We start from the raw sequence: 26717 nt of genomic DNA on the forward strand, positions 1-26717 counted from the left end.
ATCAAGGACACGAAACGATGACAACCCTGATGCGCCAGGAAATCGATGAGATTCCCGATGCAGTCGCCCGCCTGCTGGACAATGCCAATGCCGACTTCCACGAAGCAGGCGCTCATCTGAAGGCCCGTGACCCGGCCGTTATCGTCACCATTGCACGCGGCTCCTCCGACCACGCCGCGCATTTCCTGAAATATGCGATCGAATTGCAGACCGGGCTTCCGGTCGCTTCGCTCGGCCCCTCGCTCGCCTCGATCTACCAGACGAAACTGCGGCTGGGCCGGGCGGCGGCCTTCGCCGTCTCGCAATCCGGCAAAAGCCCTGACATTGTCGCTCTGGCGGAAAGCGCCCGCAGGGGCGGCGCGCTTACCTTCTCGCTTGTCAACACCCTGCCCTCCCCGCTCGGCGATGCGGCCAATCACGCCATCAATATCCAGGCGGGTCCTGAAAAAGCGGTGGCCGCAACCAAATCTTTCGTCAACTCCATCGTCGCCGGCCTCGCAATCCTTGCCGAATGGACGGAAGACAGCCTGCTCGCCAAAGCCGTCAGCGCCCTGCCGCAGAATTTCGCCAGGGCCATCGCGCTCGACTGGAGCCAGATCGGCGAAGCGGTCAAGGGTGAGGAATCGCTCTATATGCTGGGCCGCGGTCCGGCGCTGGCCATTGCCGCGGAAGCCGCGCTGAAATGCAAGGAAACCTGCGAACTCCACGCGGAGGCCTATTCATCGGCGGAAGTGATGCACGGCCCCGTTTCGCTGGTCGCACCGAAATTTCCCGTCATCGCTTTTGCCGCGCGTGACCGCGCCGAAACCTCCGTAACGGATATCGCGGCCGGTCTCGCCGGCAAGGGCGCAAGTGTTTTCGTCACCTCCGCAAAAGGTAGCCCGGCCAAGCCCCTGCCGTTTGTGGAAACCAATCACCCGCTGACCGACGCCCTGTTGCTGATCGCGCCGTTTTACGGCTTCATCGAGCAATTGTCGCGCGCCCGCGGCTTCAACCCGGATGCGCCCGTGGCATTGAAGAAGGTGACGGAAACCCAATGAGCAGCAGCAAGGCATTTGTCGGCGCCCGCATTTTCGATGGCGCCGCGTGGCACGATGGCAAGGCGCTCGTGACCGGTGATGGCCAGGTTGCCGACATCGTCGACCGCATGTCCGTGCCCGCAGACGCCGAAATCATCGATGCGGAAGGACTGTTCATTGCGCCAGGCTTCATCGACCTTCAGGTCAATGGCGGCGGCGGCGTGATGTTCAATAACGAGCCGGATGTGGAAGGCATTGCCCGCATCTGCTCGGCCCATGCGCAATTCGGCACCACGGCGCTGATGGTCACACTCATCACCGACCGGCCGGATATCACGGCCAAAGCCGCCGAAGCGGGCATCGCCGCCCACAAGGCAGGGGTGCCCGGCTTTCTCGGCCTGCATTTCGAAGGACCGCATCTTTCCGTCGCACGCAAGGGCACCCATGATCCGGCGCTGATCCGAAAGATGGAAACGGCCGATCTCGCGGTTCTGACGGGCTGCAAGGCGAAGCTTCCTTTCGTGCTGACAACCATCGCCCCGGAAAACGTAACCGAGGCGCAGGTCACGGCGCTGCACAAAGCCGGCATCGTCGTCAGCCTCGGCCACACCGATGTGGGCCTCAGCGTCGCGACGGCCTATGCCGAGGCCGGCGCATCCATGGTGACACATCTCTTCAACGCCATGAGCCCGCTCGGCCATCGCGAACCGGGACTGGTGGGAGCGGCACTTTCGAACGGAAAGCTGGATTGCGGGCTGATCGCCGACGGTTTCCATGTCGATCCTGCAGCAATCGGCATTGCACTTCGCGCCAAGAATAATCCCGGCCGCATTTTCCTCGTCACCGACGCCATGTCCACCATCGGCACGGATGATAACGGTTTCGAACTGAACGGCAGGCGTGTCTATCGCAACGGCGGCAGGCTGACGCTGGCCGACGGCACGCTGGCGGGAGCGGATATCGATATGCTCTCCTGCATCCGCTTCATGCATGAAAAGCTGGACACACCGCTGGAAGAGGCCTTGAGAATGGCGTCCGCCTATCCCGCCGAGGCAATCGGCGCTTCCGGAAAAGGTAAGCTCCTGCCCGGCTTCGATGCGGATTTCGTCATGCTGACACCCGACCTTCAGATGCATTCGACATGGATCGGCGCAGAAAAAATCCACGATGCCACCCGTTCCGGAGCCTGAATCATGATCGTTTGTTTCGATATAGGCGGAACGACCATCAAGGGCGCGATTGCCTACGCTCCCGACGATATTCGGCCCGTGCCGCGCATCCCGACGCCCAAGACCAGTTTCGAAGACTTCGCCGCCGGCCTGAAATCCGTCATCGACAATAGCGGCGGCACACCCGCCTGCGTGTCGCTGTCGATTGCCGGCGTCATCGATCCCGACACCGGCAAGGCCACTGTCGCCAATATTCAGAGCATCCATGGCAGGGTCTTGAAGGACGAGCTGGAAAAGGCGCTGAACCTTCCCGTCATCGTATCGAACGATGCGGATTGCTTCGTGATCGCCGAATCGGAAATCGGTTCCGGACGGGGTCATCGCGTGGTCTTCGGCGTCATCCTCGGAACGGGTGTCGGCGGCGGGCTGGTGATCGACGGCAAGCTCATCAACAGCGACGGCGGTTTCGCCGGCGAATGGGGACACGGGCCGGTGGCCGCGACATTGGCCGGAAATCCGCCGGTTTCGCTGCCGCGTTTCGAATGCGGTTGCGGGCTTACCGGCTGTGTCGATGCAATCGGCAGCGCCCGTGGCATGGAAAAACTGCATTCGCATCTTCACCGGCAGGCGATGACCAGCGAAGATATTATTTCGGCCTGGCAGGCGGGCGATCCGAAGGCCGCAAGAACCATCGATGTCCTTATCGATATTCTCGCCTCGCCTCTGGCAATGGTGATCAACGTTACCGGCGCAACCATCGTGCCGGTCGGTGGCGGACTTTCGAATTCGAAGGCGCTTCTCGCCGCTTTGGACGAGGTGGTAAGGAGCCGCATTCTGAGGCGCTTCGACCGCCCTCTGGTCGTACCCGCCATCTGCCGCATCGAGCCGGGGCTGATCGGATCCGCCGTTATCGGGCTCAAATATGAGAAAGAAGCCGCCGGCACTGCCTGAGCGGCATCACATCGTCTCGATCTTTTCCCGGCGGAAACCCAGCCCCACCAGCCGACCGGTCAAATGGGAAAGAAGCGGAAACCGCATGATGGCCAGCACAAAGGCTGGCGGTCCTTTCGGTTTTTCCGCATCGGCCCGGCCCTTCTTGCCGCCGATACGCATCATCCGCTGCAGAAATTGCGTGGCCTTGGTCGGGAAGGATCGCCGCTTTTCAATTGCGGCGAGATCGTCATCGGCAATGGCCCGGCCGGACACGAGCACCGGCACCAATATATTGGCCGCCGCAACCGCATCCTGAATGGCCAGATTAATGCCGACACCGCCGACGGGGGACATGGCGTGGGCCGCATCACCGATGCAGATCAGGCCGGGTTTCCACCAGCGCTTCAGCCGGTCGATACGGACGGTGAGGAGATGCACATCGTCCCAACTCTTGAGCTCATCGAGCCTTTCGCGTGGGAAAGGGCAGATTTCCGCAACCCTGTCCCTGAAGGCTTCAATTCCCTGCAGCTTTATGTCGGCGAAAAATCCCTTTCGCACCACATAACCGCATTGCCAGTAATCGCCCCGGTTGATCATGACGAAACCCTGCCGCGAACCGGCATGCCCCATGGTTTCCGTCGGATCGTCGGGCTGTTTCGAAAGGCGCATCCACAGCACTTCGGTCGGAATGCCGAAACGCTGCACCTCCAGCCCCGCCGCCTCGCGGACGGTGGAGTTGCGCCCATCCGCCCCCACCACCAGATCGGCTTCGATCTCGATGATGCCGTCCGGCGTGCTGACCGTGAAACCCCCGACATGCCCGCCGCGCTCGATCAGTCCGGTCACCGGCGCATTCATCAGCAATCGGAAATTTTCGTATTGTCCCGCCTTGCCGACGATGAAATTGAGAAAATCCCATTGCGGCATAAAGGCGATGAAGCGGTGGCGGACCGGCAGGCGGGAAAAATCCGCTATCGTGATACGCTCGCCGCCGATAACCGCATTCAGCCTTGGCGCACGCGTGTGCGGCAAGCTCAGGAACTCATCGATGAAACCGAGTTGCTCCATCAATTCAAGCGTTGAAGGGTGGATGGTGTCGCCGCGAAAATCGCGGAGAAAATCCCCGTGTTTCTCGACGACGACGACATCGATACCGCTGCGCGCAAGCAGCAGGCCAAGCATCATGCCCGCCGGCCCGCCACCGGCCACGGCGACGGACGTGCGGATGTGCTGAACGGCCCTGCCGTCATTTTCCGGAGCGATTGTCGCTTCTTCCATCACCTTCCCCCTTACATCCCGCTTGAGGTCCTCATCGTGTATCCGCCGCCGGGAGGTTTGCATTCTTCGGCTGCGGCCAGCCCTGCGCATCGAACCGGAACAGCATTTCGGACCGGGCAAAGATAAAGGCGAAGGCCATGGCCGTCCACATGCCGAGCAAAAGCCCGGCGGCGACATCGCTTGGATAGTGTGCGCCGACGATGACACGCGAAACACCGATGACGAGGGCAAGCAGGAGAAACGCCCAGCGGAAGCGCGGCATCAACATGGCGAAAGCGCCGAAAAACGCCCCGGCGGCGGTCGAATGGCCTGAGGGGAAACTTTCATAGAGATTGTCGCCGGTAAATGGGGTGAGGCTATAGGCGCCCATTTCCAGCAGAAGCTCAGGCCGTGCCCGTCCTATCAGGAATTTCAGCGTATGGACGAGAATGCTCGCCGTTCCGATCGTCAGGAAGAAATAGGTAAGAAGCCGCCATGCCGTCCTCAGCCGACCATTATAGGTCTGCGCCTTTAAAACCCGTGCGGCGACATAGGCCAATATCGCCAGAAGGCCGGTAGAATAGAGCATCCAGCGGAAGGTTCCGAAATCGGTAATGGCGCGATTGAAGGAGACCACGCCCCCTGGCAGCGCCTGCGCGCTTTCGGAAAGACGCGGATCAAAAGGAATGAAGACAAGGACCAGCACAAGGCTTGCCGCAAAAATCCACCCGCTGGAAACCAGAAAACGTCGCATCGATATCCTCTCATTGTTTTTCTTGCATATGGCTTTGCCTTCCGCAAAAACAATAGCCCCGGCTTTGTCCTTGTTATGGCTGGTTTTCGCGGGTAGAGGCTAAGGAATGTTGCTCGAAAGTGCATGGCGTTTTCGGGAAAACGACGTGCACCGAGAGGTGCGAACCGGAAACGACCGACGGACTGAAAATGACGAATGCCAGTGAAATGCCACGCAAGCTGACAATATTGGGTTCGACCGGTTCGATCGGCACCAATACGCTGGATGTCGTCCGTCAGCTGGGTGGCCGCGACGCGTTCGAGATCAAGGCTTTGACCGGCGCGGGCAACATCGCGCTTCTGGCGGAACAGGCGCGGGAATTCGGTGCGCGGCTGGCGGTTACCGCCGAGGACGACAAATACGAAGCGCTGAAATCGGCCCTTGCCGGCACCGGCATCGCGGTTGCGGCGGGCAAATCCGGCCTCGAAGAGGCCGCGTCGACGGATGCCGGCTGGGTGATGGCGGCGATTGCCGGAACCCCCGGCCTTGCGCCTACCCTTACAGCCGCGCGACGTGGCGCAGACATAGCGCTCGCCAACAAGGAATGCCTGGTTTCGGCTGGCGATGTTTTTCTGCGCACGGTCAAGCAGGGCGGCGGCAGGCTGATCCCGGTCGACAGCGAACACAGCGCAATCTTCCAATGCCTGACGGGCGAACATAAGCAGGCCGTGGAACGCATCGTGCTGACCGCATCCGGCGGCCCGTTCCGCACCTGGTCGCGCGAGGAGATGGCCAATGTCACGGCGGATATCGCCCGCGCCCATCCCAATTGGTCGATGGGACTGAAGGTCTCCATCGGCAGCGCCTCCATGTTCAACAAGGGGCTTGAAATGATCGAGGCGAAATATCTCTTCGATCTGATGTCCGATCAGGTGGAGGTGATCGTCCACCCGCAGTCGATCATCCATTCGATGGTGGGTTACACCGACGGCTCCTATATCGCCCAGCTCGGCTCTCCCGACATGCGCACTGCTATTTCTTATGCCCTCACCTATCCGCAGCGCGGCAATCTGAGTGTCGAGCGGCTGGATTTCGCAAAACTGGCGCGGCTCGATTTCGAAGCGCCGGATGAGGCCCGTTTCCCGGCGATCCGTCTGGCCCGCACCGCGCTGGAGCGCGGCGGTCTGCAGGGCGCCGCCCTGAACGCCGCCGAGGAGACCGCCTTTCACGCTTTCGTTGCAGGCAATATCGGTTTTCTCGATATGGCCGAGATCGTCGAAACGGTTATGGACCGCATGCATGACGGCCGCTCCGCCGTCACGATTGACGATGTCTTCGCAGCAGATGAGGAGGCCCGTCGTCACGCCCGCGAATTGATTGCCACCAAAGAAAAGGCCGCGTAAACGCGGCCCGGTCTTCTCTTATCTAAATTGCGGCCTCACGCCACCGCCCGCGCCAGCGCACAATGCGACCAGAGCTGGTGCAGCGCGCCGACCAGATGCTCGATATCGGCATCGCTATGCAGCGGTGTCGGCGTAATACGCAGGCGCTCGGTCTTGCGCGGCACGGTCGGATAGTTGATCGGCTGCACATACACACCGTGATTGTCGAGCAGGATATCCGAAATCCATTTGCACTTGGCGGCATCGCCCACCATGACAGGCACGATGTGGCTTGGGTTGTCCATGTGCGGAATACCGCGCGCATCGAGAAGGCCGCGCAGCTTGCGCACCCGGTCCTGATGGCGCGCGCGCTCGAAGGGACTTGCCTTCAGATGCTGGATCGAAGCAATCGCGCCTGCGGCAAGCGACGGCGGCAGGGCCGTCGTGAAGATAAAGCCGGAAGCGAAGGAGCGGATGAAGTCGCAGACCGCCGTAGAACCGGTAATATAGCCGCCCATGACGCCAAAGGCCTTGCCGAGCGTTCCCTCGATGATCGTCAGGCGATCCATCAGGCCTTCGCGCTCGGCAATGCCGCCGCCGCGCGGTCCGTACATGCCAACGGCATGAACTTCGTCGAGATAGGTCATGGCGCCATAACGGTCGGCCAGATCGCAGATTTCCTTGATCGGAGCGATATCGCCATCCATCGAATAGACGGATTCGAAGGCGATCAGCTTCGGCGCATTCGGATCCGCCGCCTTGAGCTTGGCTTCGAGGTCTTCGAGATCGTTGTGCTTCCAGATCACCCGCTCGCAGCGGCCGTAACGGATGCCTTCGATCATCGATGCATGGTTGAGCGCATCCGAGAAAATGATCAGGCCCGGAATTTTCTGACCGAGCGTGCCGAGGGTGGCCCAGTTGGAGACATAACCCGAGGTGAAAATCAGCGCCGATTCCTTGCCGTGGAGATCGGCAAGTTCGCGCTCGAGCAGGACGTGATAGTGGTTGGTACCAGAAATATTCCGGGTGCCTCCCGCACCCGCGCCACAGTGATCGATGGCGGCCTTCATGGCTTCGATGACTTTCGGGTTCTGGCCCATGCCGAGATAGTCGTTGGAGCACCAGACGGTCACATCCTTACGCTCGCCATTGGCGTTATACCGTGTCGCACGGGGGAAATTGCCCTGCTGGCGCTCGATATCCGCAAAAACGCGATAGCGTCCCTCAGAATGCAGGCTTTGCAGTTCCGTCGTGAAAAATGCCTCGAAGTCCATGCCATGCTCCAGAATTGACCAGATCGTTTTCTCCCCCGACATGGGGACCGTCAACCCTTTTGGGCCACTTTAACCGCGTCTGCGTCAATTCGCCGTTGTTTTGAACCATTCCAATAAACCGTTTATAGAACCCGATGAAAAGTACAAAATTGATTCAAATCAAAAAACCCGGATTTTTGGAACCTTTTTTGCGCCGCGCCGTTGTTTGGGACGCAATCGATTTACGCTCGGCGGAATGCCTGTAAGAGGAGGCTTCCCTAAACGACATCGAATTGTTAGTTATCTGTGGCGGTCGGAGGTAGCAGTCGCCGCAGATAAATATGGGACGCCTACCGAGCCGAAGAGCTCATTGTAACGTTGGAGAGAGTTTCATGAAAAAGGCAATCATATTTGCGCTCGTCGGCCTGTCGCTTGCAAGCTGCACGCAGACTGAAAAGGGAGCTTCCATCGGCGCCGTTTCCGGTGCTGTTATTGGTGGAGCTATCACGGGCAACGTTCGTGGCGCGGCAGTGGGTGCGGCAATCGGCGGCGTCGGCGGTGCCCTCATCGGCAATGCTTCCGAGCCGGGCTATTGCTATTATCGCGACCAGTACGGTCAGCGTTACACGGCGCGTTGCCGCTAATCGCTTCGCGAAATACCGTTGCACAGAAGCCCCGGTCACCCGGGGCTTTTTGCGTTTTGGGCAGCAAAACACAAGCGCAAGGGTCCTCAAAGCCGTTTATTTATGATTAAATTGCAATGTTAACGGACAGGAAACGGGTTAGGGCGACAATAAAGGCTCAACCATAAAGCAGCTTATGCGAAGAACACGAACTAACCCGAAGACAGGTATTGCGTATCGGAAAGCTGGCACCGCACTTGCGGTTGCTGTGACGTTCGCCCTGTATCCGGCGTTTACCCGTGACGCCTTTGCCTTCAAACTGTTCGGCATGCGCCTCTGGGGTTCGGAAGAACCGGAGGTCGAGGTTATCAACCCTGTTAAATACGCCGTCACGCTGGATGCCGCGGACGCCGATAAATCCCTGAAAGACAGCCTGGAAAACAGCTCGCTTCTCCTTGCCGACAAGGACAAGCCGGCCTCCGGCGATCTTGGCCTTCTGATAAAGGCAAGAGACGACCGGAACAGGCTGATCGCGGCGCTTTATGAAAACGCCCGTTATGGCGGCATCGTCAAGGTCACCGTCGCCGGCAAGGATGTGGATAGCCTGCCGCCCAATCCGGTGTTCGATCATTCCGCTCCGGTGCCCGTGGTCATCACGGTTACGCCCGGCCCGGTCTTCAAACTCGGCAATGTCAGGCTTGAAGGCGATGTCACCGGCCGCAACCTTGAGGAATATGGCCTGACGACCGGCGGCGACGCGGGTTCTCTCGCCATCATCCGCGCCGGCAACAAGTTGATCGATGATCTGAAGGCCGAAGGCCGTCCGCTTGCGAAGCTGGCGAAACGCGAGGCCGTCGCCAACCACGCGACAAACACGGTGGACATTACCATGGCGGCCGAAGGCGGTCCCGTGGCGCCCCTCGGCACGGTGACCGTCACAGGTGAAAAAACCGTCGATGGCGATTTTATCCGCCGTTATTCGCGCCTCAATGGCGGCGAGCCCTATTCGCCGGAAAAACTGCGCAAGGCCGCCGACCGGCTGCGGCAGCTCGGCGTCTTTTCCAGCCTGACCATCAAGGAAGCGGGAACGCTGGCGCGCGACGGCACCATTCCGCTTACCATCGAGGTTTCGGAAGGCAAGCACCGCTATTTCGGCGTCGGCGCGCAATATTCCACCACGGAAGGCATCGGTCTCCAGGGTTATTGGGGCCACAGGAACCTGTTCGGACAGGCCGAATCGCTGCGTATCGAAGGTTCGGTTTCGCGCATCGCAGAGGCATCGAGCGTCGAAGGCATGGATTATTCGGCGGGCATCACTTTCACCAAGCCCGGCATGTTCAACCCACGTACCACCTTCAAGACCAGCCTGATTGCCAAGACCGAACACCCCGATACATACGACGCCAAGACCGTGACTGGCACGGCCGGTTTCGCCTACGAGCTGAACGATACCGATACAGCCGCAGCCGGCCTCGAGGTGCAATGGGCCGATACGGAAGACGCATTCGGCAAGAACGAATATCTCACCACCTCCATCCCGCTGGAATTCGTTCGTGATACACGCGACGATAAACTGAACCCGACCGAAGGCTTTCGCGCCTCGGTGGCCGCCAAACCGAGCTACGAAGCACTGAACGGCACCTTCTTTTCCTCTTTCGAAGGCTCCATTTCGGGCTACAAGGGACTTGGCGCCGAGGACAGGCTGATCATGGCCGGAAAGCTTTCCGGCGGCGTGCTGGTCGGCGGCAGCGATCTGCAGGACATACCCACCACCAGGCGCTTTTATGCCGGCGGCGGCGGATCGGTGCGCGGCTACAGCTATCAGGAAATATCGCCCTACAATGCCGCCGGCGACGCGACGGGCGGCCGCTCCTATGTCGTCGGCTCCGTTGAGGCCCGCATCAAGGTCACCGATACGATCGGCATCGTCCCCTTCATCGATGCGGGTGTGGTTTCGGAAGACGTGGCACCCGATTTTTCCGATATCCGGGCTGGCGCCGGTATCGGCCTGCGTTACGCGACGCCCTTCGGGCCTCTGCGTCTCGATGTCGCCATGCCGCTCGACAAATACGATGGCGGCAACAGTTTCGGCATTTATGCTGGCATCGGTCAGTCTTTTTAAACGCCGCAGTCGAACACCCTTACAACAGAGTGTAGATTACCCTTTATGAAAACGTTGATTCGATTGCTGAAATGGCTGGGCTACGCTGCTTTGTGCGGCGTGGTGCTGGTGTTGCTTGCGGTTCTGTTCGTCGGTTTTACCCCGATGGGCGCAAGAATTGCCGCAAAGCAGATTTCATCGCTCGTTTCCACGCCAGATCAGGTAATCGAGATTTCGCCCCCGAGCGGCCTTTTGACCGGCCGCCTGCGGCTCGACAATGTCACGCTTTCAGACCGGCAGGGACCCTATGCCCGCGTGAACCAGATCGCCGTCGACTGGTCGCCGCTCTCGCTGCTTGCCGGCACCTTCCATGCCGACCGGGTCTCGGCCGGATCGATCGATGTCGAGCGCAAACCGCTTGCCCCGGAGCAGACATCGACCAAGAGCTCCGGCAATTCCTCGCTGCCGATCGAAATCGCCGTCGACAAGTTCAGCTTTCCCGATATCAGCCTTGGCCAGTCGCTTCTCGGCCGTCCCTTCGACCTGAACGCGGAAGGCAACCTGACGGCTGCCCAGGACGATATGCGGCTATCGCTCACCGCCCATCGGCTCAATGCGCCGGATGCGGAGGTTAATGCCGACATCGCCTTCCTTCCGAATGAGAATGTCCTGAAGCTGAAAGCGGAGATGAAGGAGCCCGAAGGCGGTCTTCTCGCCACGCTGCTTTCGCTTCCGGGAACGCCTGCGGTGGCAATAGACCTCAACGGCGAAGGCCCGCTTTCCAACTGGACGGGCACGCTGCGCGGCAATGTCGCCGGCAACCCTGTCGTCAACGTCACCGGCCGCCACCTTCTTGCAGATGATGGCACCCGCCGTATCGAAATTGCAGGCGGTGGCCAGCCCGATCTGCTTCTGCCTCCGGCCTTCCGCCAGCTTTTTGCTGGCGAGACAAAGCTCGACGCAAATGCAACCCTTTCGCCGCAGGGCCGTATCGAAATCGGCAGCAGCACGCTGGAGACCGGCACCCTGCTGTTGACGGCGTCAGGCACGGTCGATCCGAACGGTCAGAACGATCTCGCCGCCAATCTCATTGGCACCGCCGGCCCCGTGGATTTTCGCTGGCCGCTGGAGAATGGCGAGGTTCAGGCCCTCATCAACGGCCTCGATCTTTCCCTCAAGGGCGGCGCAGACGCCGCGCATCTCAACACGACGGTATCGTTACGCAGCCTTTCCCTGCCGCAAGGCAGGCTCGATGACGTCAAGCTGACGGCCGAGAGCGCCGATCTCAACATCGCCAACCGCAGCGGCACGATCGCGACGGTCCTGTCCGTGGCCCAATCCTCCTTCGTCAGTGCCGATATCGACCGGCTGGTGCGGGCGCCCCTCACCATCAAGGCGCCGCTCAGCCTCACCTCTTCCGCCATTGGCTTCGACGGCGCGACGCTGGAAAGCGCCAGTGTCGGTGGAACGCTGAACGGCAGTTTCGATCTCAGCGGCAATCGCCTGACCTCCAGCGTGCAGCTCTTCGCGCTGCCCGCCACCCTTCCACCGGCCCTCGCGGAAAAGTTCGACACCACCATTGCCCTCCAGGGCGATATCGACGTGACCGTCGGCGGACGCACCAGCCTTGAAAACCTCGTCGTCAAATCGGGAACCATCGAAGCGACCGGCAATGTCGGCCTCGAAAACGATGCATTGAGCGCCAGCCTGACGGGTAAATTTCCCGCTCTTGAAAAACTGACGCCACAGGCGAAGGGCGTCGCCGATTTTGCAATCGAAGCCAGCGGCGCGCTAACAGCACCGGATTTCAACGTCACCCTGAGTTCCGAAAGCGCAATCCTTGCCGGACGAACACTCGAATCGCTGAAGGTCAATGCAACGGGCAAAGCCGATCCCACCGCGCCTCAGGCAAAGCTCACCGTCAGCGGCAGCCTCGACCGACAGAAGATCGACGCCAATGCCGATGTGGTGCAGACCGAAAACGGCACGGCCGTCCCTGAGCTGCACGTGGCCGTAGGACGGAATATCTTGAACGGCCAGCTGCAATTCTCGCAGCAATTCCTGCCATCGGGCAATCTCTCCTTCAACTTCCCCGACCTTGCCCTGCTCGCCGCCCTCGCCGCGCAGCAGGCGGATGGCGATATTGCCGGCGACATCGCCCTGAGCAACGCCAATGGCCGGATTGCCGCGACGATCAAGGCCAATGGTGGCAGCATCCGCCAGGGCACGACAACGATCTCCAAACTCGCCGCCGATATTTCCATCGACGATCTTCAGGCTCTCGCCATCAACGGCAAGGTCAGCGCCGACAGCGTCAATGCCGGCGCCGCCGCGATATCAGGCCTGAATGCCACCATTGGCCATTCCGGTACAACGACGCAGTTCGACGTCAATGGCCGTTACGACAATGCGCCGCTGGTGGTAAAAGGCAGCGCAGAGACCGGCGGATCTCCGATGACGGTGCGCGTCGACGCCTTTTCCGCCGCTCCCAAGGGCATTGCGGTTCGCCTTGAAAAACCGAGCACCATCGCCATCCAGAACGGCACGGCCCGCATCTCCGATCTGACCATCATCACGGGTGAAGGACGCGTCGAGGTCAACGGCAGCGCCGGGTCGACGCTCGATATCAATGCCGATATCCGTTCGCTGCCCGCCAGTCTCGCAAATGCCTTCGCCTCCGGGCTGGATGCGGCAGGCAGCATCTCCGGCACGGTGAGCGCCAAGGGTGCGGCATCGAACCCCGCGGTCGATTACAATCTGAACTGGACCAATGCCGAGGTCGCGCAGACACGTGCGGCAGGCCTTGCCGCGCTCGGCATCAAGGCGAACGGCCGTTTTGCCGGTGGCACCTTGCAGATCGACACCAATGTATCCGGCCAGGGCGGCATGTCGCTTTCCGGCGGCGGCTCGCTCGGCATCGCCGGCAATCGTCCGCTTTCGATGGCGTTTTCCGGCAGGCTGCCCTTCTCCGCCGTCGCGGCGCAAACCGCAGCGCAGGGCCTCGATGTGGACGGCACCGCCGCCATCGATGTGAAGATTTCCGGCAGCGCTTCCGCGCCTGTCGTTACCGGCAGCATCACCACCGATGGTACGCGCCTGACCGACGTACGCCGAAACCTGACCATCAACGATCTGGGCGCCACCATCACCTTCGACCGCGACCGTGCCGTCATTTCGCGACTGACGGGCAAGCTGGCGGGCGGCGGAACGATCTCGGGAACCGGCAGCGTCGGCATAGCCGGTGGTTCTGGTTTCCCCGCCGATATATCGATCACGCTTAATCGCGCCGGCTATAATGACGGCACGCTGGTGACGACGGTAGTAAGCGGCACGCTGACGCTGAAAGGCCCGCTGCTGAATTCTCCCGTGCTGGGCGGCAACCTGACGCTGGACAGAAGCGCCATCACCATTCCGGAAAAGCTTCCGGCCTCGCTGACGGAAATCGATGTCAAGCACAAGAACGCCCCGCCGAAGGTGCGCGCGCAGGCCAAGGCGCTCGGGGCTGATCAGGGCGGCAGCGGCAGCTCGTCCACCATCAATCTCGACCTGCAGGTGAACGCACCGAGCGGCATCTTCGTGCGCGGACGCGGCATCGATGCGGAACTCACGGGCAATCTGACGATCCGTGGCACGGCAGCCGTTCCCGTCATTTCCGGCGGCTTCGAAATGCGCCGTGGCCGGCTCGAAATCCTCACTCGCCGCCTCGATTTCACCACCGGCAATATCAGTTTCGGCGGCGGCCTCGTTCCGGTCCTCGATATGAAGGCCGACTCGACGGTCGGTTCGACGACCATCACCGTGGCCGTTTCCGGCAACGCCAACGATCCGACCTTTGCTTTCTCCTCGGCACCCGCCCTGCCGCAGGATGAGGTGATGGCACAGCTGATCTTCGGCCAGTCCATGTCGAAACTCTCGGCTCTGCAAATCGCAAGGCTGGCCGATGCCGCCGCCCAGTTGGCCGGCGGGCGTTCCACTTCGCTGTTCGACAAGCTCAGAAGCAATCTCGGCGTCGACGATCTCGATATTTCGACCGATTCCGAAGGGCAGGCCCGTGTTTCCGCCGGTAAATATCTGAACGAAAGAACCTATCTCGAGCTGCAGCAAAGCGGCGAATCCGGCGCAAAAGCCATCATCAACCTCGATGTCGGACGGGGTGTGAAGCTACGCGGGGAAGCGGGCGGCGATGGCGAAGGCGCAGCCGGCATATTTTACGAGAAAGAATATTAGCATTTCCAGTAAAAGTGTGTAGCGGTTTTTACGTCCGGACAATGCGTAAAATACTCCAGCGCCGCTTCGCATTTAGGTTTGCGAAACCATCTGATGATACAAATCATCCATTGAAGACGGAAATATTGTTTCCGGCTGTTCAGGCACCAGGCAGAACGCCAAATCCGCATATGCAAGTGTCGGTGCACTTGCGCCGGCCTCCACAGCGAGCATTGGGAAGAATTCTGATGGCAATGATTAACTCTACCAATTTTGGCGGTGAGACGCTCGAAATCATCGCGTTCCGCCTGCATGATCAGGAATTCTGCGTGAAGACGACGACCATCCGCGAAATTCGCGGCTGGGCGCCTTCTACGCCCATTCCCCACGCGCCGAAAGACGTCATCGGCGTCATGAACCTGCGCGGCTCTGTTATTCCGATCATCGATCTGGCTCACAAGCTCGGCATGAAGAGCACTGTCGCCAATGAGAGAAGCGCGATTGTGGTGGCGGAAGTGCACAACATGGTCATCGGCATGCTCGTCGACCGCGTTTCCGACATTCTGACGATCCCGGCAAACCAGGTTCAGCCGGTTCCGGAAATCTCGGCATCTTTCGACAAGTCCTATTCGGAAGGCATCATTGCCAACGAACATGGCATGATCTGCTTCCTGAACCTTGCGAAAATGTTCAAGGGAACCGAAGCGGAAGATCTCGCAGCCTAATCAGGCCTTTTCGGCTGGCCACGCCACAAGAAGAGTATCGATCAATCCAGACCGCCGGAGCACTCGCCCGGCGGTTTTATTTTTACTCTTTACCTCGCCTTATTAAATAAGAACATTTTAATATTATGGATATCTAATATTAAAGGCCGTGGAACAGTATCGCGCCGGCACGAATATCACGCTGGCCCGATACCTGACCGAGGCGGAGAGACGGAAGTGCCTGCATTGCTGCCTTCGGCGGCAAACCTGTTCGTTGTTCAACATGATACGACGCGGACCGCATATCCTGTGCGGCTCGCCGCGCCGTGGGCCGTTTTTGGGGGACGTATAATGCTGGGGTTAGGTAAAAGCGTAGACAACAGAAATATGCTCGATGCGATATCGAGATCGCAGGCGGTCATAGAATTCGATCTCAAGGGTAATATCCTCACCGCGAATAAAAATTTCTGCACGGCGCTGGGTTATGATCTCACTGAGATCGTCGGCAAGCACCATCGCATCTTCTGCGATAGCGAGCTTGCCGGGTCGCGGGCCTATCAGGAATTCTGGGAGTCTCTCGCCCGTGGCGAGTTCCAGGCCAGGGAATATCGCCGTATCCGCAAGGACGGCTCGGTTATCTGGATCGAGGCCTCTTACAACCCGGTTTTCCGTTCCGGCAAACCCTATAAGGTCGTGAAGATCGCCACCGACATCACCGCCAAGAAAATCAAGGCCGTGGACGATGCGGGCAAGATGGAGGCGCTCTCCCGTTCGCAGGCCACAATCGAATTTTTCCCGGACGGCACCATCATTACCGCCAACCCGAATTTCTGTGCCACGGTGAATTACGACCTCAAGGAAATCGAGGGCAGGCATCACCGCATGTTCTGCGATCCAGCCTATGCCGCCTCGCCCGCCTATGGCAATTTCTGGCCGCGACTGGCGGCAGGGGAATTCATCTCGGATGAATTTGTCCGATACGGAAAGAACGGCAAGGAAATATGGATCCAGGCCGCCTATAATCCGGTGCTGGACGAGGCGGGCAAGGTCGTCAAAGTGGTGAAATTCGCCACCGATGTCACGCCGCGCATGAGCGCCATCAGTGTGCTTGCCGATGCCCTGCGGGCGCTGGCCGAAGGTGATCTTGTGCAGCGCCTCGACAACAGCTTCGTGCCCAGCATGGAAAAGCTGCGCGCGGACTTCAACGAAGTCGTCGCCAAGCTGCAGGCCACCATGCAGACCATCGCCCACAATGCCTCGACAATCGCCTCGGGCTCCGGTGAAATCCGCATCGCCGCCGATCAGCTTTCGCAGCGCACCGAACAGCAGGCCGCCTCACTGGAAGAGACCGCAGCCGCGCTGGAGGAAATCACCACCACCGTTACCGATGCCAGCCAGCGCGCCGGCGAGGCCGGAAAGCTGGTATTGCGAACGAGAGAACATGCCGAACATTCCGGCGATATCGTCCAGCAGGCAATTTCCGCCATGGACGCGATTTCGCGTTCCTCGGGTGAAATCACCAATATCATCGGTGTCATTGACGACATCGCCTTCCAGACCAATCTTCTGGCCCTGAATGCGGGTGTCGAAGCCGCCCGGGCCGGGGAAGCGGGCAAGGGTTTCGCCGTCGTGGCGCAGGAGGTTCGCGAACTCGCACAACGGTCCGCCGTTGCGGCCAAGGAAATCAAATCCCTCATCAACACCTCCCGCGAGCAGGTCGCCAACGGTGTGGATCTGGTGGGCAGAACCGGCGGCGCGCTCCGGGATATCCAGTCGCAGATGAGCGAGATCGACACCAATGTCTCGGCGATCGTCGAAGCCTCGCGCGAACAGGCGAATGGTCTCAGCGAAATCAATCAGGCCGTCAACGTCATGGATCAGGCCACTCAGAAAAACGCCGCCATGGTGGAGGAAACCACCGCCGCCAGCCACGGCCTCGCCACGGAGGCGGAAAATCTGCACGAATTGCTGCGGCAGTTCAGAATATCCCACGAGGCATCGCCCACCCGCCCGGTCGACAAAAAGCCAGCCGTCGTCACCCGGCTCCCGACACCGCAACCGCGATATGCCGCCGCGCCAAGGTCTCACGGAAACGCAGCAACCGAATGGGCGGAATTCTAGGCCCGCTCTGAAGCCAAGGGCCGCCGGGAAACGGCGGCCTCAATGTTATAGAAGGATACGATCCGCCCGGGTGAAGATTTCAAAATCTTCACCCCGCACCAGCGCCACAAGTGTGACACCCGAACTCTCGGCCGTTTCGATGGCAAGCGCAGTGGGGGCTGAAATTGCCGCCAGAATGGGGCTGCCAAGGATGGCCGTCTTCTGGACCATTTCCACCGACAGTCGGCTGGTGACCACCACAATGCCCGTATCGGGCGATAGGTCCGCATTGACAACCGCACCTGCGAGCTTGTCGAGCGCATTGTGGCGGCCGACATCTTCGCGGACAGCAAGCAGCCCTTTTTGAGGATTGTAGAAACCCGCGCCGTGAACTGCCCTCGTTTCGCGATTGAGGCTTTGCGCTTCATTCAGCGCTTTCACCGCGGCGACGATGTCATCACCGTCAACGGCGATTTCCACGTCGCTCAATTCCGGTACTACACGGACCGCCTGTTCTATGGATTCGATGCCACAAAGACCGCAGCCGACGGGGCCTGCCATATGCCGCCGTCTTGCCTTCAGCGCATCCGCATTGGCATCCTGCAAATCCACCTGAACATCGAAGCCCTGCCCGGCCTCGATCACCTCGATGGAACGGATTTCCGCCCTTGTGGATATGATGCCTTCCGTAAGACTGAAACCAACCGCGAAATCGACAAGATCAGCGGGGCTAGCCATCATCACGGCATGGGTGCTGCCGCCATAGGAAAAGGCAACCGGCACCTCCTCGGGCACCGCCCTCTCGCCCTTCACTATGGCCCCTTCGCGCAAAGCGGTTCTTGCCACCCTTCGGTAACTTGCCTTTGCCGACACGCCGATCACTCCTCCATGACGAAAATTCGCTTCGTCTCTCTCACGATCTCAAAGCAGCATTTCTTCCCGGTATCACATCTAACCGAAAGCCCTGAAAATCGGAATCGGTTTCCCGGGTGCACCCGTTGAAGGCGCTCCTTGCCTCACCCATTTTCCGCACGTCCATCACTGATGCAATCCCGCCAACGCCATTCAGAAGCTCAGATCAAGCCAGGTGACGGGTTTCTATGCGAAAGCAGCCATGCTTCGCCTGATATGGGGAGGTAACAGCCCAAAACAAAAAAGCGACCGAAGCGGCCGCTTTCTGCTTTAGGTTTTTTGTGGGCAGTCATTCTTTCGAACCCGCCCGGTGCTTTCAAGCAGCGACGAGAACCTCATGCAGGTTCGTCAGTTCGTAAAGGTGCTTTTCAAGCTTGGTCAGATGTTCGTGATGATGATTGCCCTCTTCGATTTCGGCCTTGGCCGCATCGATACGCTTCTGCAGCGTGTCGGGGGACATGTCATCGGCCGAAACGGCGGATTCGGCGAGAAGCGTGCAGCCAGTCGGCAGAATATCGGCAAAACCGCCGAAGACGACATATTTATGCGTCTCGCCGGAAGCGAACTTCACCGTTACCAGACCCGGCTTAATCGTGGTCATCGTCGGCGCATGATTGGCCAGAACGGTCATCTCACCCAGCGTAGCCGGGATGACGACTTCCGTAACCGTTTCGGAAACGAGCAGACGCTCCGGGGAAACGAGATCGAATTTGAAACTGTCAGCCATGGCTATTCACTTCTTTTCAATTACGCGGGCGTCACGGACTTGTCTTTTACAACGCAGGCGAAAACCGTTCCGGTTTCGCCACCATTGTCGGCAGGGCGCGCGGCTAGAGCCACGCGCCCGCCAATTCATGATCAGGCAGCCTCGGCAGCCAGCTTCTTTGCCTTTTCGATGGCTTCTTCCATCGAACCGACCATGTAGAAAGCAGCTTCCGGCAGGTTGTCATACTCGCCGTTGACCAGGCCCTTGAAGCCCTTGATCGTGTCTTCGAGAGCGACCAGCTTGCCCGGCGAACCGGTGAAGACTTCAGCAACGAAGAACGGCTGCGACAGGAAACGCTCGATCTTGCGGGCGCGGGCAACCGTCAGCTTGTCTTCTTCCGACAGTTCGTCCATGCCGAGGATGGCGATGATGTCCTGGAGAGCCTTGTAGCGCTGCAGGGTCGACTGAACCTTACGAGCCACTTCATAGTGCTCTTCGCCGACGATCATCGGGTCAAGCATACGCGAGGTGGAGTCGAGCGGGTCAACAGCCGGGTAGATACCCTTTTCAGCGATCGAACGCGACAGAACCGTCGTTGCGTCAAGATGCGCGAACGAGGTGGCAGGTGCCGGGTCGGTCAAGTCGTCGGCGGGAACGTAAATGGCCTGAACCGAGGTGATCGAACCCTTGGTCGTGGTGGTGATGCGTTCCTGCATCTGGCCCATGTCGGTTGCGAGCGTCGGCTGGTAGCCCACGGCCGAAGGAATACGGCCGAGCAGAGCCGATACTTCCGAACCAGCCTGCGTGAAGCGGAAGATGTTGTCCACGAAGAACAGAACGTCCTGGCCTTCGTCACGGAAGTTTTCAGCGATCGTCAGACCGGTCAGAGCGACGCGGGCGCGGGCGCCCGGCGGTTCGTTCATCTGGCCGTAAACGAGTGCTGCCTTGGAGCCTTCGCCGCCGCCGAGCTTGTTGACGTTCGACTCGATCATTTCGTGATAGAGGTCGTTACCTTCGCGGGTACGCTCACCAACACCGGCGAATACCGAGTAACCGCCGTGCGCCTTGGCGACGTTGTTGATGAGTTCCATGATGAGAACCGTCTTGCCAACGCCGGCGCCGCCGAACAGGCCGATCTTACCGCCCTTGGCGTAAGGAGCCAGAAGGTCGACGACCTTGATGCCGGTGACGAGAATCTGTGCTTCCGTCGACTGCTCGACGTAAGACGGCGCGTCCTGGTGGATGGCGCGCTTCTTGGCCGTGGTGATCGGACCGGCTTCGTCAACCGGCTCGCCGATGACGTTCATGATGCGGCCGAGCGTTTCGGGACCGACCGGAACTTCGATCGGCGCACCCGTGTTGACGACGCCCTGACCGCGAACCAGACCTTCGGTCGAGTCCATGGCGATGGTGCGAACGACGTTTTCGCCGAGATGCTGCGCGACTTCCAGAACGAGGCGGTTGCCATTGTTCTCGGTTTCGAGCGCGTTCAGGATCGGAGGCAGTTCGCCTTCGAACGCCACGTCGACAACAGCGCCGATAACCTGGGTAACCTTGCCCGCGCCGTTCACCGCTGCGGTTTTCTTGGGGGTAGCTGCCTTAGCCATTATCCTTACCCTCTTTCCTTACCTCAGAGCGCTTCCGCGCCCGAAATGATTTCAATGAGTTCCTTGGTGATCTGAGCCTGACGCTGACGGTTGTAGGACAGCGTCAACTTGTTGATCATCTCACCGGCATTGCGCGTTGCATTGTCCATCGCGCTCATCTTGGCGCCCATTTCACCGGCTACGTTTTCGAGCAGAGCCCGGAAAACCTGAACCGAAATGTTGCGCGGAATAAGGTCTTCCAGAATAGAAGCCGCATCCGGCTCATATTCGTAGACGGCGTTCTGCGTCGCGGCATCCTCTTCCACAACAGGCGTTGCGGCGGGAATGAGCTGCAGGCCGGTCGGGATCTGGCTGATGACGGACTTGAATTCCGAATAGATCAGCGTGCAGACATCGAACTCACCCGCGTTGAAGAGCGAGATCACCTTCTTGGCGATCTGGTCGGCATTTTCAAAACCGACCTTCTTCACGTCGCGCAGTTCGATGCGCTCGATGATGTTGGCTGCAAATTCGCGGCGAAGGCTGTCGTAACCCTTCTTGCCAACCGTGATGATCTTGACCGTCTTGCCTTCCGAAATCAGCTTGCGGGCGTGATCGCGGGCAAAACGGGAAATCTGCGAGTTGAAACCGCCGCAAAGGCCACGTTCAGCCGTGCAGACGACGAGCAGGTGCACGTCGTCCTTGCCGGTGCCGGTCATCAGCGCCGGAGCAACGTCCGCCTCGACCGCCTTGGCGATGTTGGCGAGAACGGCGCTCATGCGCTGAGAATAAGGCCGGGCGGCCTCCGCAGCTTCCTGGGCGCGCCGAAGCTTCGCCGCGGCGACCATTTTCATCGCCTTGGTAATCTTCTGCGTCGCCTTTACGGAGGCAATGCGGTTTTTCAGATCCTTTAGTGAAGGCATCCGTTATCCGTCCGAGTAAAAGAGCCCTGATTACGAGAAAGACTTGGCGAAGCTATCAAGAGCGCCCTTGAGCTTGCCCTTGGTATCGTCGCTGATAGCCTTTTCCGTGCGGATGGTGTCGAGGATCGCCTTGCCTTCCGAGCGGAGGTAGGAAAGCAGACCCTGCTCGAACTTGCCGACCTGTGCGACCGGAACCTTGTCGAGGTAACCGTTGACACCGGCGAAGATCACCGCGACCTGCTCTTCCGTCTTGAGCGGAGAGAACTGCGGCTGCTTCAGAAGCTCGGTCAGGCGGGCGCCGCGGTTGAGCAGGCGCTGCGTGGAAGCGTCGAGGTCCGAACCGAACTGGGCGAAGGCGGCCATTTCGCGATACTGGGCGAGTTCACCCTTGATCGAGCCGGCAACCTGCTTCATCGCCTTGATCTGGGCGGCGGAGCCAACGCGCGAAACCGACAGACCGACGTTAACGGCCGGGCGAATACCCTGATAGAACAGGTCGGTTTCAAGGAAGATCTGGCCGTCGGTGATCGAGATCACGTTGGTCGGAATGAAGGCCGAAACGTCGTTACCCTGGGTTTCGATAACCGGCAGAGCCGTCAGCGAACCAGCGCCCATTTCGTCGGAGAGCTTTGCAGCGCGCTCGAGAAGACGGGAGTGGAGGTAGAAAACGTCACCCGGATAAGCTTCGCGGCCCGGCGGGCGGCGCAGCAGAAGCGACATCTGACGATAGGCAACGGCCTGCTTGGAAAGGTCGTCGTAGCCGATGAGAGCGTGCTTGCCGTTGTCACGGAAGTACTCGCCCATGGCGCAACCGGCAAACGGAGCGAGGTACTGCATCGGAGCCGGGTCGGAAGCAGTAGCAGCAACGATGATCGAGTACTGCAGCGCGCCGCGCTCTTCCAGAACCTTAACGAACTGGGCGACGGTCGAACGCTTCTGACCGATAGCGACGTAGACGCAATAAAGCTTGTCGCCATCCGGGCCATTGTCGTGAATGGCCTTCTGGTTCAGGATCGTATCGAGGATGATGGCGGTCTTGCCGGTCTGGCGGTCGCCGATGACGAGCTCGCGCTGGCCGCGGCCAACCGGGATGAGCGCGTCGATGGCCTTGAGGCCGGTCGACATCGGCTCATGAACCGACTTGCGCGGAATGATGCCGGGAGCCTTGACGTCGACGCGCGAACGCTTGGCGGCATTGATCGGGCCCTTGCCGTCGATCGGGTTGCCGAGCGCGTCAACGACGCGGCCGAGCAGCTCCGGACCGACCGGAACGTCAACGATAGCGCCAGTCCGCTTTACGGTGTCGCCTTCCTTGATGTCACGGTCCGAACCGAAGATAACCACACCGACGTTGTCGGCTTCGAGGTTGAGCGCCATGCCGCGAATGCCGCCGGGAAACTCGACCATTTCGCCGGCCTGAACATTGTCGAGGCCATAGACGCGGGCGATACCGTCACCGACGGAAAGCACCTGACCGACTTCCGAGACTTCCGCCTCGTTGCCGAAATTTTTGATTTGATCTTTCAGAATTGCGGAAATTTCCGCGGCGCGGATATCCATCAGCCAACCTCTTTCAGTGCAAGCTTAAGGGTGGAAAGTTTGGTGCGAAGAGACGTATCGATCTGGCGAGAGCCGACCTTGACGATCAGGCCGCCGAGGATCGACGGATCGACGGTAACGGAAACCGCCACATCCTTGCCGGTAACGCTCTTCAGCGCCGCCTTCAGTTCAGTTTCCTGCGCCTCGTCGAGCGCATGTGCCGAGGTGACCTCGGCGGTGATTTCGCCGCGGTGGGCGGCGGCAATGGTGCGGTAGGCGCGGATCATGCCGGGAACGGCAAAGAGACGGCGATTATTCGCAACGACCTTGAGGAAATTGAGAGCGAGACCGGCAATGCCGGCCTTTTCGCAGATCGCGGTGATTGCCTTGAACTGATCCTCGGCGGAAAACACCGGGCTCGCAACCAGACGCTTCAAATCGTCGCTTTCGTCGAGAAGTGCGCCGAACTTATCCAGATCGGCCTGAACCGCTTCGACCGCACCCGCTTCCAAAGCAAGCTCGAAAAGCGACGACGCATACCTTTCCGCTACACCGGATGTTCCATGGGAGGTGTCTGCCACGGGCACTTTTTCCCTGCTAATCGTCCAAGACCATCAGCGATGGGGCTCCACCGCATCAAATTCTTGAAATCGTTTCAATTTCCCCGAAAAAGACCGGAATTCCCCCCTGCCTTTTCCCAATTTCGCGGTCCGTCTAGCATAGGACGCCGGGACTCGCAACACGCGTAATAGCGGAAAGCGCCGTTTGGGCAAGGGGGAATGCGTTTAAATTTTCCGATTTCGCCCAGGATGCGGCATCTGTGCGTCACAAAAGGCAAAAAGCCCGCTTCAGACCAGCCCGAACACGTAGCTCAACGACAGTGCAGCGAGCAGAAAGTGTACAACCAGAAGTAAGAAATTCCGCATGGTTGCGCCACCATCGGAGAGTATGGAGAGAATGCCGCCAAAGACACTGAGGCCGAAAGCCGCACCGAAGGCGAGATAGACCATGGGCTGCGCGAGAAGCAGGGCGGCGGCGCCGAGACCGAGATAGAACCCGGCAAGCGACGAACGCACAAGCGCATAACCATCCCTGCGCTCACCCGCCGGCTGCAGACCGAAGGCACGCAGCGTAATACCCGGCGCAAACATGAAAAAAAGGCCCATCACGGCCGAAACCACCGCCGCTCCGAAGGCCAGCTGCTCGCCGAACTCGGCGGGAAAATAAAACTCCATCTCGTTCCCCAAATCATTTTGACTGCCTGCTGCGTTATGACACGGTCATGACAGCGGGAAAACGCCCCGGCGGCAAAGTTCAAAGGAAACTTTGCGGGTCGATATCGAGCTGCACATGCACACTGCCGCGCTCTTTCGGGCCATTGGCCAGAAGCGTGCGGAGAAAAGACTGCATGTCGGAATTGCGCCGCCCGTGCACCAAGAGGCGGAAACGGTGGCGGCCACGGATGAGCGCGAGCGGCGCTTCCGCCGGGCCGAGCAGCATGATGCCGGCAACCTGCGGGGCTGCGGCCCTCAAGCCCCGGGCATGGGTTTCCGCTTCCCCGCGCGTATCGGCGGAGACGATGATCGAGGCAAGCCGTCCGAAGGGCGGCAGAACGGCTTTTTCCCGCTCCACGATTTCCCTTTCGTAGAAGGCCGATGCATCGCCCGAAACGATGGCCTGCATGACGGGGTGCTGCGGCTGATAGGTCTGCAACAGGCCATGGCTCTTCAACCCCGTGCGCCCGGCGCGCCCCGTCACCTGCGACAACAGCTGAAATGTTCGCTCCGCCGCACGCGGATCGCCATTGGCAAGGCCGAGATCGGCATCGACGATGCCCACAAGTGTCATCAGCGGAAAATTATGTCCCTTGGCGACGAGCTGCGTGCCGATAACGATATCGGCCTCGCCCTTGACGATCGCCTCCAGTTCCAGCCGCAGGCGCTTGACGCCCATGAGATCGGAGGAGAGTACGATGGTGCGGGCCTCGGGGAAATGTTTCTCCACCTCCTCGGCGATGCGCTCCACACCCGGCCCGCAAGCCACCAGATGATCGAAGGTTCCGCATTCCGGGCAATGATCGGGCGTCGGCTCGCTGTGGCCGCACTGGTGGCACTGCAATTGATTGCGGAACCGGTGCTCCACCAGCCAGCTGGAACATTGCGGGCATTGGAAACGGTGACCGCAGACCCGGCAGAGCGTCAACGGCGCATAACCGCGACGATTGAGGAAGAGGAGCGCCTGCTCACCCTTTTCGATGGTCTTGCCGATGCCGCGCAGCAGGACGGGCGAAAGAAACCCTCCCCTCTCTGGCGGATGACGCCGCATATCGACAAGGTGCAGATCGGGCATCGCCGCATCGCCGAACCGCGTGTGCAGGTGGATGGTGTTGTAACGCCCCGAACTACCGTTGACCTGACTTTCGACCGATGGCGTGGCCGACACCAGCACGACAGGGAATTCCGCGATCCGCGCTCTCACCACCGCCATGTCGCGGGCATTGTAATAGACGCGGTCTTCCTGCTTGTAGGCCGGGTCGTGCTCCTCATCGACGATGATGAGACCGAGATTGTCGAAGGGCAGGAAAAGGGCCGAGCGCGCGCCGGCCACCACCTTCACTTCGCCCGTCACCGCCTGCCGCCAGACCTTTTCTCGCATCCGCGGCGACAGGTCCGAATGCCATTCCGCCGGTTTCGCACCGAAACGGTCCTGAAAACGTTCAAGGAAGGCCGCCGTCAGCGCAATTTCGGGCAACAGGATGAGAACCTGCCTGCCCTGCCGGAGCGTCTCCGCCACCGCCTCGAAATAGACCTCGGTTTTGCCAGAACCTGTGACGCCGTCGATCAGCGAAACATGAAACCCGCCCTTGCGCACATCCTCGAGTATCTCCGAAGCGGCCTGTTTCTGCGGGCCTTCCAGACGCGGCTCGACATAGTCAGGATCGGGTTCGGCCACGACAGGCGGCGCCGGCAGAAACACCGTCTCGAATACGCCCTGCTTGACGAGACCGTCGATAACGCTGGTCGAAACGCCGGCGGCATGGGCAAGCCCGCTCTTCGTCCAGCCATGCCCTTCAGCCGCCAGTTCCATCACCCGCTCGCGGGCGGGGGTAAGGCGCTCCGGCCGGCCTTCGGTCAGCCGCAGCCCCTCGATCATCGGCTCGGGATCGAAGGCGGCAGGTGCTCTGAGCGCCATGCGGGCCACGAGGCCGGGCGGAGACAGCGTATAGGCGGCGACCCAGTCGACGAAGCGGCGCATTTCCGCCTTCAGCGGCGGGCACTCGAAACTTTTGGTGATGGGCCGCAGCTTCTTCGGATCGACGCCGTTCTCGCCCGCATCGTCCCACACCACGCCAAAGACCTGCCGGGGGCCAAGCGGCACCTGCACGACGGAACCGGTCTCCACCACCATATCCTCGGGCACCGAATAGCTGTAAGGCCCGGGCGCCGGCATGGGCACGAGAACGGGCACCGTGCGCGTGGGCGACGGCGGGTCGAACAGAGCCCCAAACAGATCGGACGAATCTTTAGCCATGATGTGGCGACCATGCCCCGGCGACAGGAAAAAGGAAACC

The 26717-nt window shown here is 60.1% G+C and carries 20 protein-coding genes; 9 read left to right on the forward strand and 11 right to left on the reverse strand.

All coding sequences use genetic code 11. The annotated features are described in order from the left end of the window. Positions 1-17: 17 nt before the first annotated feature. From L904_RS20560 to L904_RS20570, 3 genes are read left to right on the forward strand one after another with little or no spacing between them, the layout of a single operon-like run. Positions 18-1040, forward strand: a complete 1023-nt coding sequence (locus L904_RS20560) for an SIS domain-containing protein (protein ID WP_020809499.1) — start codon at positions 18-20, stop codon at positions 1038-1040. Continuing rightward, positions 1037-2209: an N-acetylglucosamine-6-phosphate deacetylase gene (gene nagA, locus L904_RS20565; protein ID WP_020809498.1), complete on the forward strand. Its 1173-nt coding sequence runs from the start codon at positions 1037-1039 to the stop codon at positions 2207-2209. Before L904_RS20560 ends, nagA begins: the two co-directional genes overlap by 4 nt. Before the next feature lie 3 nt (positions 2210-2212). Next, positions 2213-3139, forward strand: a complete 927-nt coding sequence (locus L904_RS20570; protein ID WP_020809497.1) for an ROK family protein — start codon at positions 2213-2215, stop codon at positions 3137-3139. Positions 3140-3145: 6 nt separating this feature from the next. Here L904_RS20570 and L904_RS20575 read toward each other — a convergent pair whose 3' ends face one another. Continuing rightward, positions 3146-4399 carry an FAD-dependent oxidoreductase gene (locus tag L904_RS20575; protein ID WP_059762651.1) on the reverse strand — a complete coding sequence of 418 codons (1254 nt, stop codon included), beginning with the start codon at positions 4397-4399 and terminating at the stop codon, positions 3146-3148. A 31-nt stretch (positions 4400-4430) separates the two neighbouring features. Continuing rightward, complete coding sequence (locus L904_RS20580; RefSeq protein WP_020809495.1) at positions 4431-5132, reverse strand: phosphatase PAP2 family protein; 702 nt, start codon at positions 5130-5132, stop codon at positions 4431-4433. A gap of 188 nt (positions 5133-5320) precedes the next feature. Here L904_RS20580 and dxr point away from each other — a divergent pair, with 188 nt between their 5' ends. Beyond that, positions 5321-6514, forward strand: coding sequence for a 1-deoxy-D-xylulose-5-phosphate reductoisomerase (dxr, locus tag L904_RS20585; RefSeq protein ID WP_031233630.1), 1194 nt, complete (start codon positions 5321-5323; stop codon positions 6512-6514). A gap of 35 nt (positions 6515-6549) precedes the next feature. On the opposite strand, the gene hemA is transcribed toward dxr, so the two are convergent. Then, positions 6550-7767, reverse strand: coding sequence for a 5-aminolevulinate synthase (gene hemA, locus L904_RS20590; protein ID WP_003521261.1), 1218 nt, complete (start codon positions 7765-7767; stop codon positions 6550-6552). A gap of 371 nt (positions 7768-8138) precedes the next feature. Between hemA and L904_RS20595 the strand changes: the two genes are divergently transcribed. From L904_RS20595 to L904_RS20615, 5 genes are all read left to right on the forward strand, one after another. Beyond that, positions 8139-8390, forward strand: coding sequence for a YMGG-like glycine zipper-containing protein (locus L904_RS20595; RefSeq protein ID WP_003504940.1), 252 nt, complete (start codon positions 8139-8141; stop codon positions 8388-8390). A gap of 175 nt (positions 8391-8565) precedes the next feature. Continuing rightward, on the forward strand, positions 8566-10491 hold the full coding sequence (locus L904_RS20600; RefSeq protein ID WP_020810838.1) for an autotransporter assembly complex family protein: 1926 nt from the start codon (positions 8566-8568) through the stop codon (positions 10489-10491). A gap of 45 nt (positions 10492-10536) precedes the next feature. Then, entirely contained in the window at positions 10537-14697 is a 4161-nt protein-coding gene (locus L904_RS20605) for a translocation/assembly module TamB domain-containing protein (protein ID WP_020810839.1), read from the forward strand. 227 nt (positions 14698-14924) lie between these two features. Then, positions 14925-15401, forward strand: coding sequence for a chemotaxis protein CheW (locus L904_RS20610; protein WP_003504949.1), 477 nt, complete (start codon positions 14925-14927; stop codon positions 15399-15401). 330 nt (positions 15402-15731) lie between these two features. Beyond that, entirely contained in the window at positions 15732-17501 is a 1770-nt protein-coding gene (locus tag L904_RS20615) for a methyl-accepting chemotaxis protein (protein ID WP_031234108.1), read from the forward strand. Between the two features lie 45 nt (positions 17502-17546). Here the strand turns inward: L904_RS20615 and fdhD are convergent, their stop codons facing one another. The 8 genes from fdhD to L904_RS20655 all read right to left on the reverse strand — a co-directional run bounded on the left by fdhD (position 17547) and on the right by L904_RS20655 (position 26677). Next, positions 17547-18362 carry a formate dehydrogenase accessory sulfurtransferase FdhD gene (gene fdhD / locus L904_RS20620; RefSeq protein WP_020811419.1) on the reverse strand — a complete coding sequence of 272 codons (816 nt, stop codon included), beginning with the start codon at positions 18360-18362 and terminating at the stop codon, positions 17547-17549. 346 nt (positions 18363-18708) lie between these two features. Then, complete coding sequence (locus tag L904_RS20625) at positions 18709-19119, reverse strand: F0F1 ATP synthase subunit epsilon (protein ID WP_003492358.1); 411 nt, start codon at positions 19117-19119, stop codon at positions 18709-18711. 131 nt (positions 19120-19250) lie between these two features. Continuing rightward, positions 19251-20705 carry a F0F1 ATP synthase subunit beta gene (gene atpD, locus L904_RS20630; RefSeq protein WP_003523533.1) on the reverse strand — a complete coding sequence of 485 codons (1455 nt, stop codon included), beginning with the start codon at positions 20703-20705 and terminating at the stop codon, positions 19251-19253. Between the two features lie 23 nt (positions 20706-20728). Continuing rightward, positions 20729-21607 (reverse strand): F0F1 ATP synthase subunit gamma, encoded by an 879-nt coding sequence (locus L904_RS20635; protein WP_035263533.1) that lies wholly within the window; start codon positions 21605-21607, stop codon positions 20729-20731. Between the two features lie 30 nt (positions 21608-21637). Further along, a complete protein-coding gene (atpA, locus tag L904_RS20640; RefSeq protein ID WP_004443771.1) occupies positions 21638-23167 on the reverse strand; it encodes a F0F1 ATP synthase subunit alpha in 1530 nt (509 codons plus the stop codon). Beyond that, on the reverse strand, positions 23167-23733 hold the full coding sequence (locus L904_RS20645) for a F0F1 ATP synthase subunit delta (protein WP_170988551.1): 567 nt from the start codon (positions 23731-23733) through the stop codon (positions 23167-23169). The genes atpA and L904_RS20645 overlap by 1 nt, the downstream gene beginning before the upstream one ends. Positions 23734-23994: 261 nt before the next feature. Then, complete coding sequence (locus L904_RS20650; protein WP_003523527.1) at positions 23995-24381, reverse strand: phage infection protein; 387 nt, start codon at positions 24379-24381, stop codon at positions 23995-23997. Positions 24382-24460: 79 nt separating this feature from the next. Further along, complete coding sequence (locus tag L904_RS20655) at positions 24461-26677, reverse strand: primosomal protein N' (protein WP_035263535.1); 2217 nt, start codon at positions 26675-26677, stop codon at positions 24461-24463. Between the last annotated feature and the right edge of the window lie 40 nt (positions 26678-26717).

The organism is Agrobacterium sp. LY4 (genome assembly GCF_001526585.1).
GTDB classification, from domain to species: Bacteria; Pseudomonadota; Alphaproteobacteria; order Rhizobiales; family Rhizobiaceae; genus Agrobacterium; species Agrobacterium leguminum.

What these genes read in the sequence shown, in the direction of transcription:
- L904_RS20560 (WP_020809499.1), top strand. Translation starts at nt 18, where the DNA reads ATGACAACCCTGATGCGCCAGGAAATCGATGAGATTCCCGATGCAGTC.
- L904_RS20635 (WP_035263533.1), bottom strand. Translation starts at nt 21,607, where the DNA reads ATGCCTTCACTAAAGGATCTGAAAAACCGCATTGCCTCCGTAAAGGCG.
- hemA (WP_003521261.1), bottom strand. Translation starts at nt 7,767, where the DNA reads ATGGACTTCGAGGCATTTTTCACGACGGAACTGCAAAGCCTGCATTCT.
- atpD (WP_003523533.1), bottom strand. Translation starts at nt 20,705, where the DNA reads ATGGCTAAGGCAGCTACCCCCAAGAAAACCGCAGCGGTGAACGGCGCG.
- L904_RS20610 (WP_003504949.1), top strand. Translation starts at nt 14,925, where the DNA reads ATGGCAATGATTAACTCTACCAATTTTGGCGGTGAGACGCTCGAAATC.
- L904_RS20570 (WP_020809497.1), top strand. Translation starts at nt 2,213, where the DNA reads ATGATCGTTTGTTTCGATATAGGCGGAACGACCATCAAGGGCGCGATT.
- L904_RS20625 (WP_003492358.1), bottom strand. Translation starts at nt 19,119, where the DNA reads ATGGCTGACAGTTTCAAATTCGATCTCGTTTCCCCGGAGCGTCTGCTC.
- L904_RS20655 (WP_035263535.1), bottom strand. Translation starts at nt 26,677, where the DNA reads ATGGCTAAAGATTCGTCCGATCTGTTTGGGGCTCTGTTCGACCCGCCG.
- atpA (WP_004443771.1), bottom strand. Translation starts at nt 23,167, where the DNA reads ATGGATATCCGCGCCGCGGAAATTTCCGCAATTCTGAAAGATCAAATC.
- L904_RS20650 (WP_003523527.1), bottom strand. Translation starts at nt 24,381, where the DNA reads ATGGAGTTTTATTTTCCCGCCGAGTTCGGCGAGCAGCTGGCCTTCGGA.
- L904_RS20605 (WP_020810839.1), top strand. Translation starts at nt 10,537, where the DNA reads ATGAAAACGTTGATTCGATTGCTGAAATGGCTGGGCTACGCTGCTTTG.
- nagA (WP_020809498.1), top strand. Translation starts at nt 1,037, where the DNA reads ATGAGCAGCAGCAAGGCATTTGTCGGCGCCCGCATTTTCGATGGCGCC.
- L904_RS20595 (WP_003504940.1), top strand. Translation starts at nt 8,139, where the DNA reads ATGAAAAAGGCAATCATATTTGCGCTCGTCGGCCTGTCGCTTGCAAGC.
- L904_RS20615 (WP_031234108.1), top strand. Translation starts at nt 15,732, where the DNA reads ATGCTGGGGTTAGGTAAAAGCGTAGACAACAGAAATATGCTCGATGCG.
- L904_RS20575 (WP_059762651.1), bottom strand. Translation starts at nt 4,399, where the DNA reads ATGGAAGAAGCGACAATCGCTCCGGAAAATGACGGCAGGGCCGTTCAG.
- L904_RS20580 (WP_020809495.1), bottom strand. Translation starts at nt 5,132, where the DNA reads ATGCGACGTTTTCTGGTTTCCAGCGGGTGGATTTTTGCGGCAAGCCTT.
- dxr (WP_031233630.1), top strand. Translation starts at nt 5,321, where the DNA reads ATGACGAATGCCAGTGAAATGCCACGCAAGCTGACAATATTGGGTTCG.
- L904_RS20600 (WP_020810838.1), top strand. Translation starts at nt 8,566, where the DNA reads ATGCGAAGAACACGAACTAACCCGAAGACAGGTATTGCGTATCGGAAA.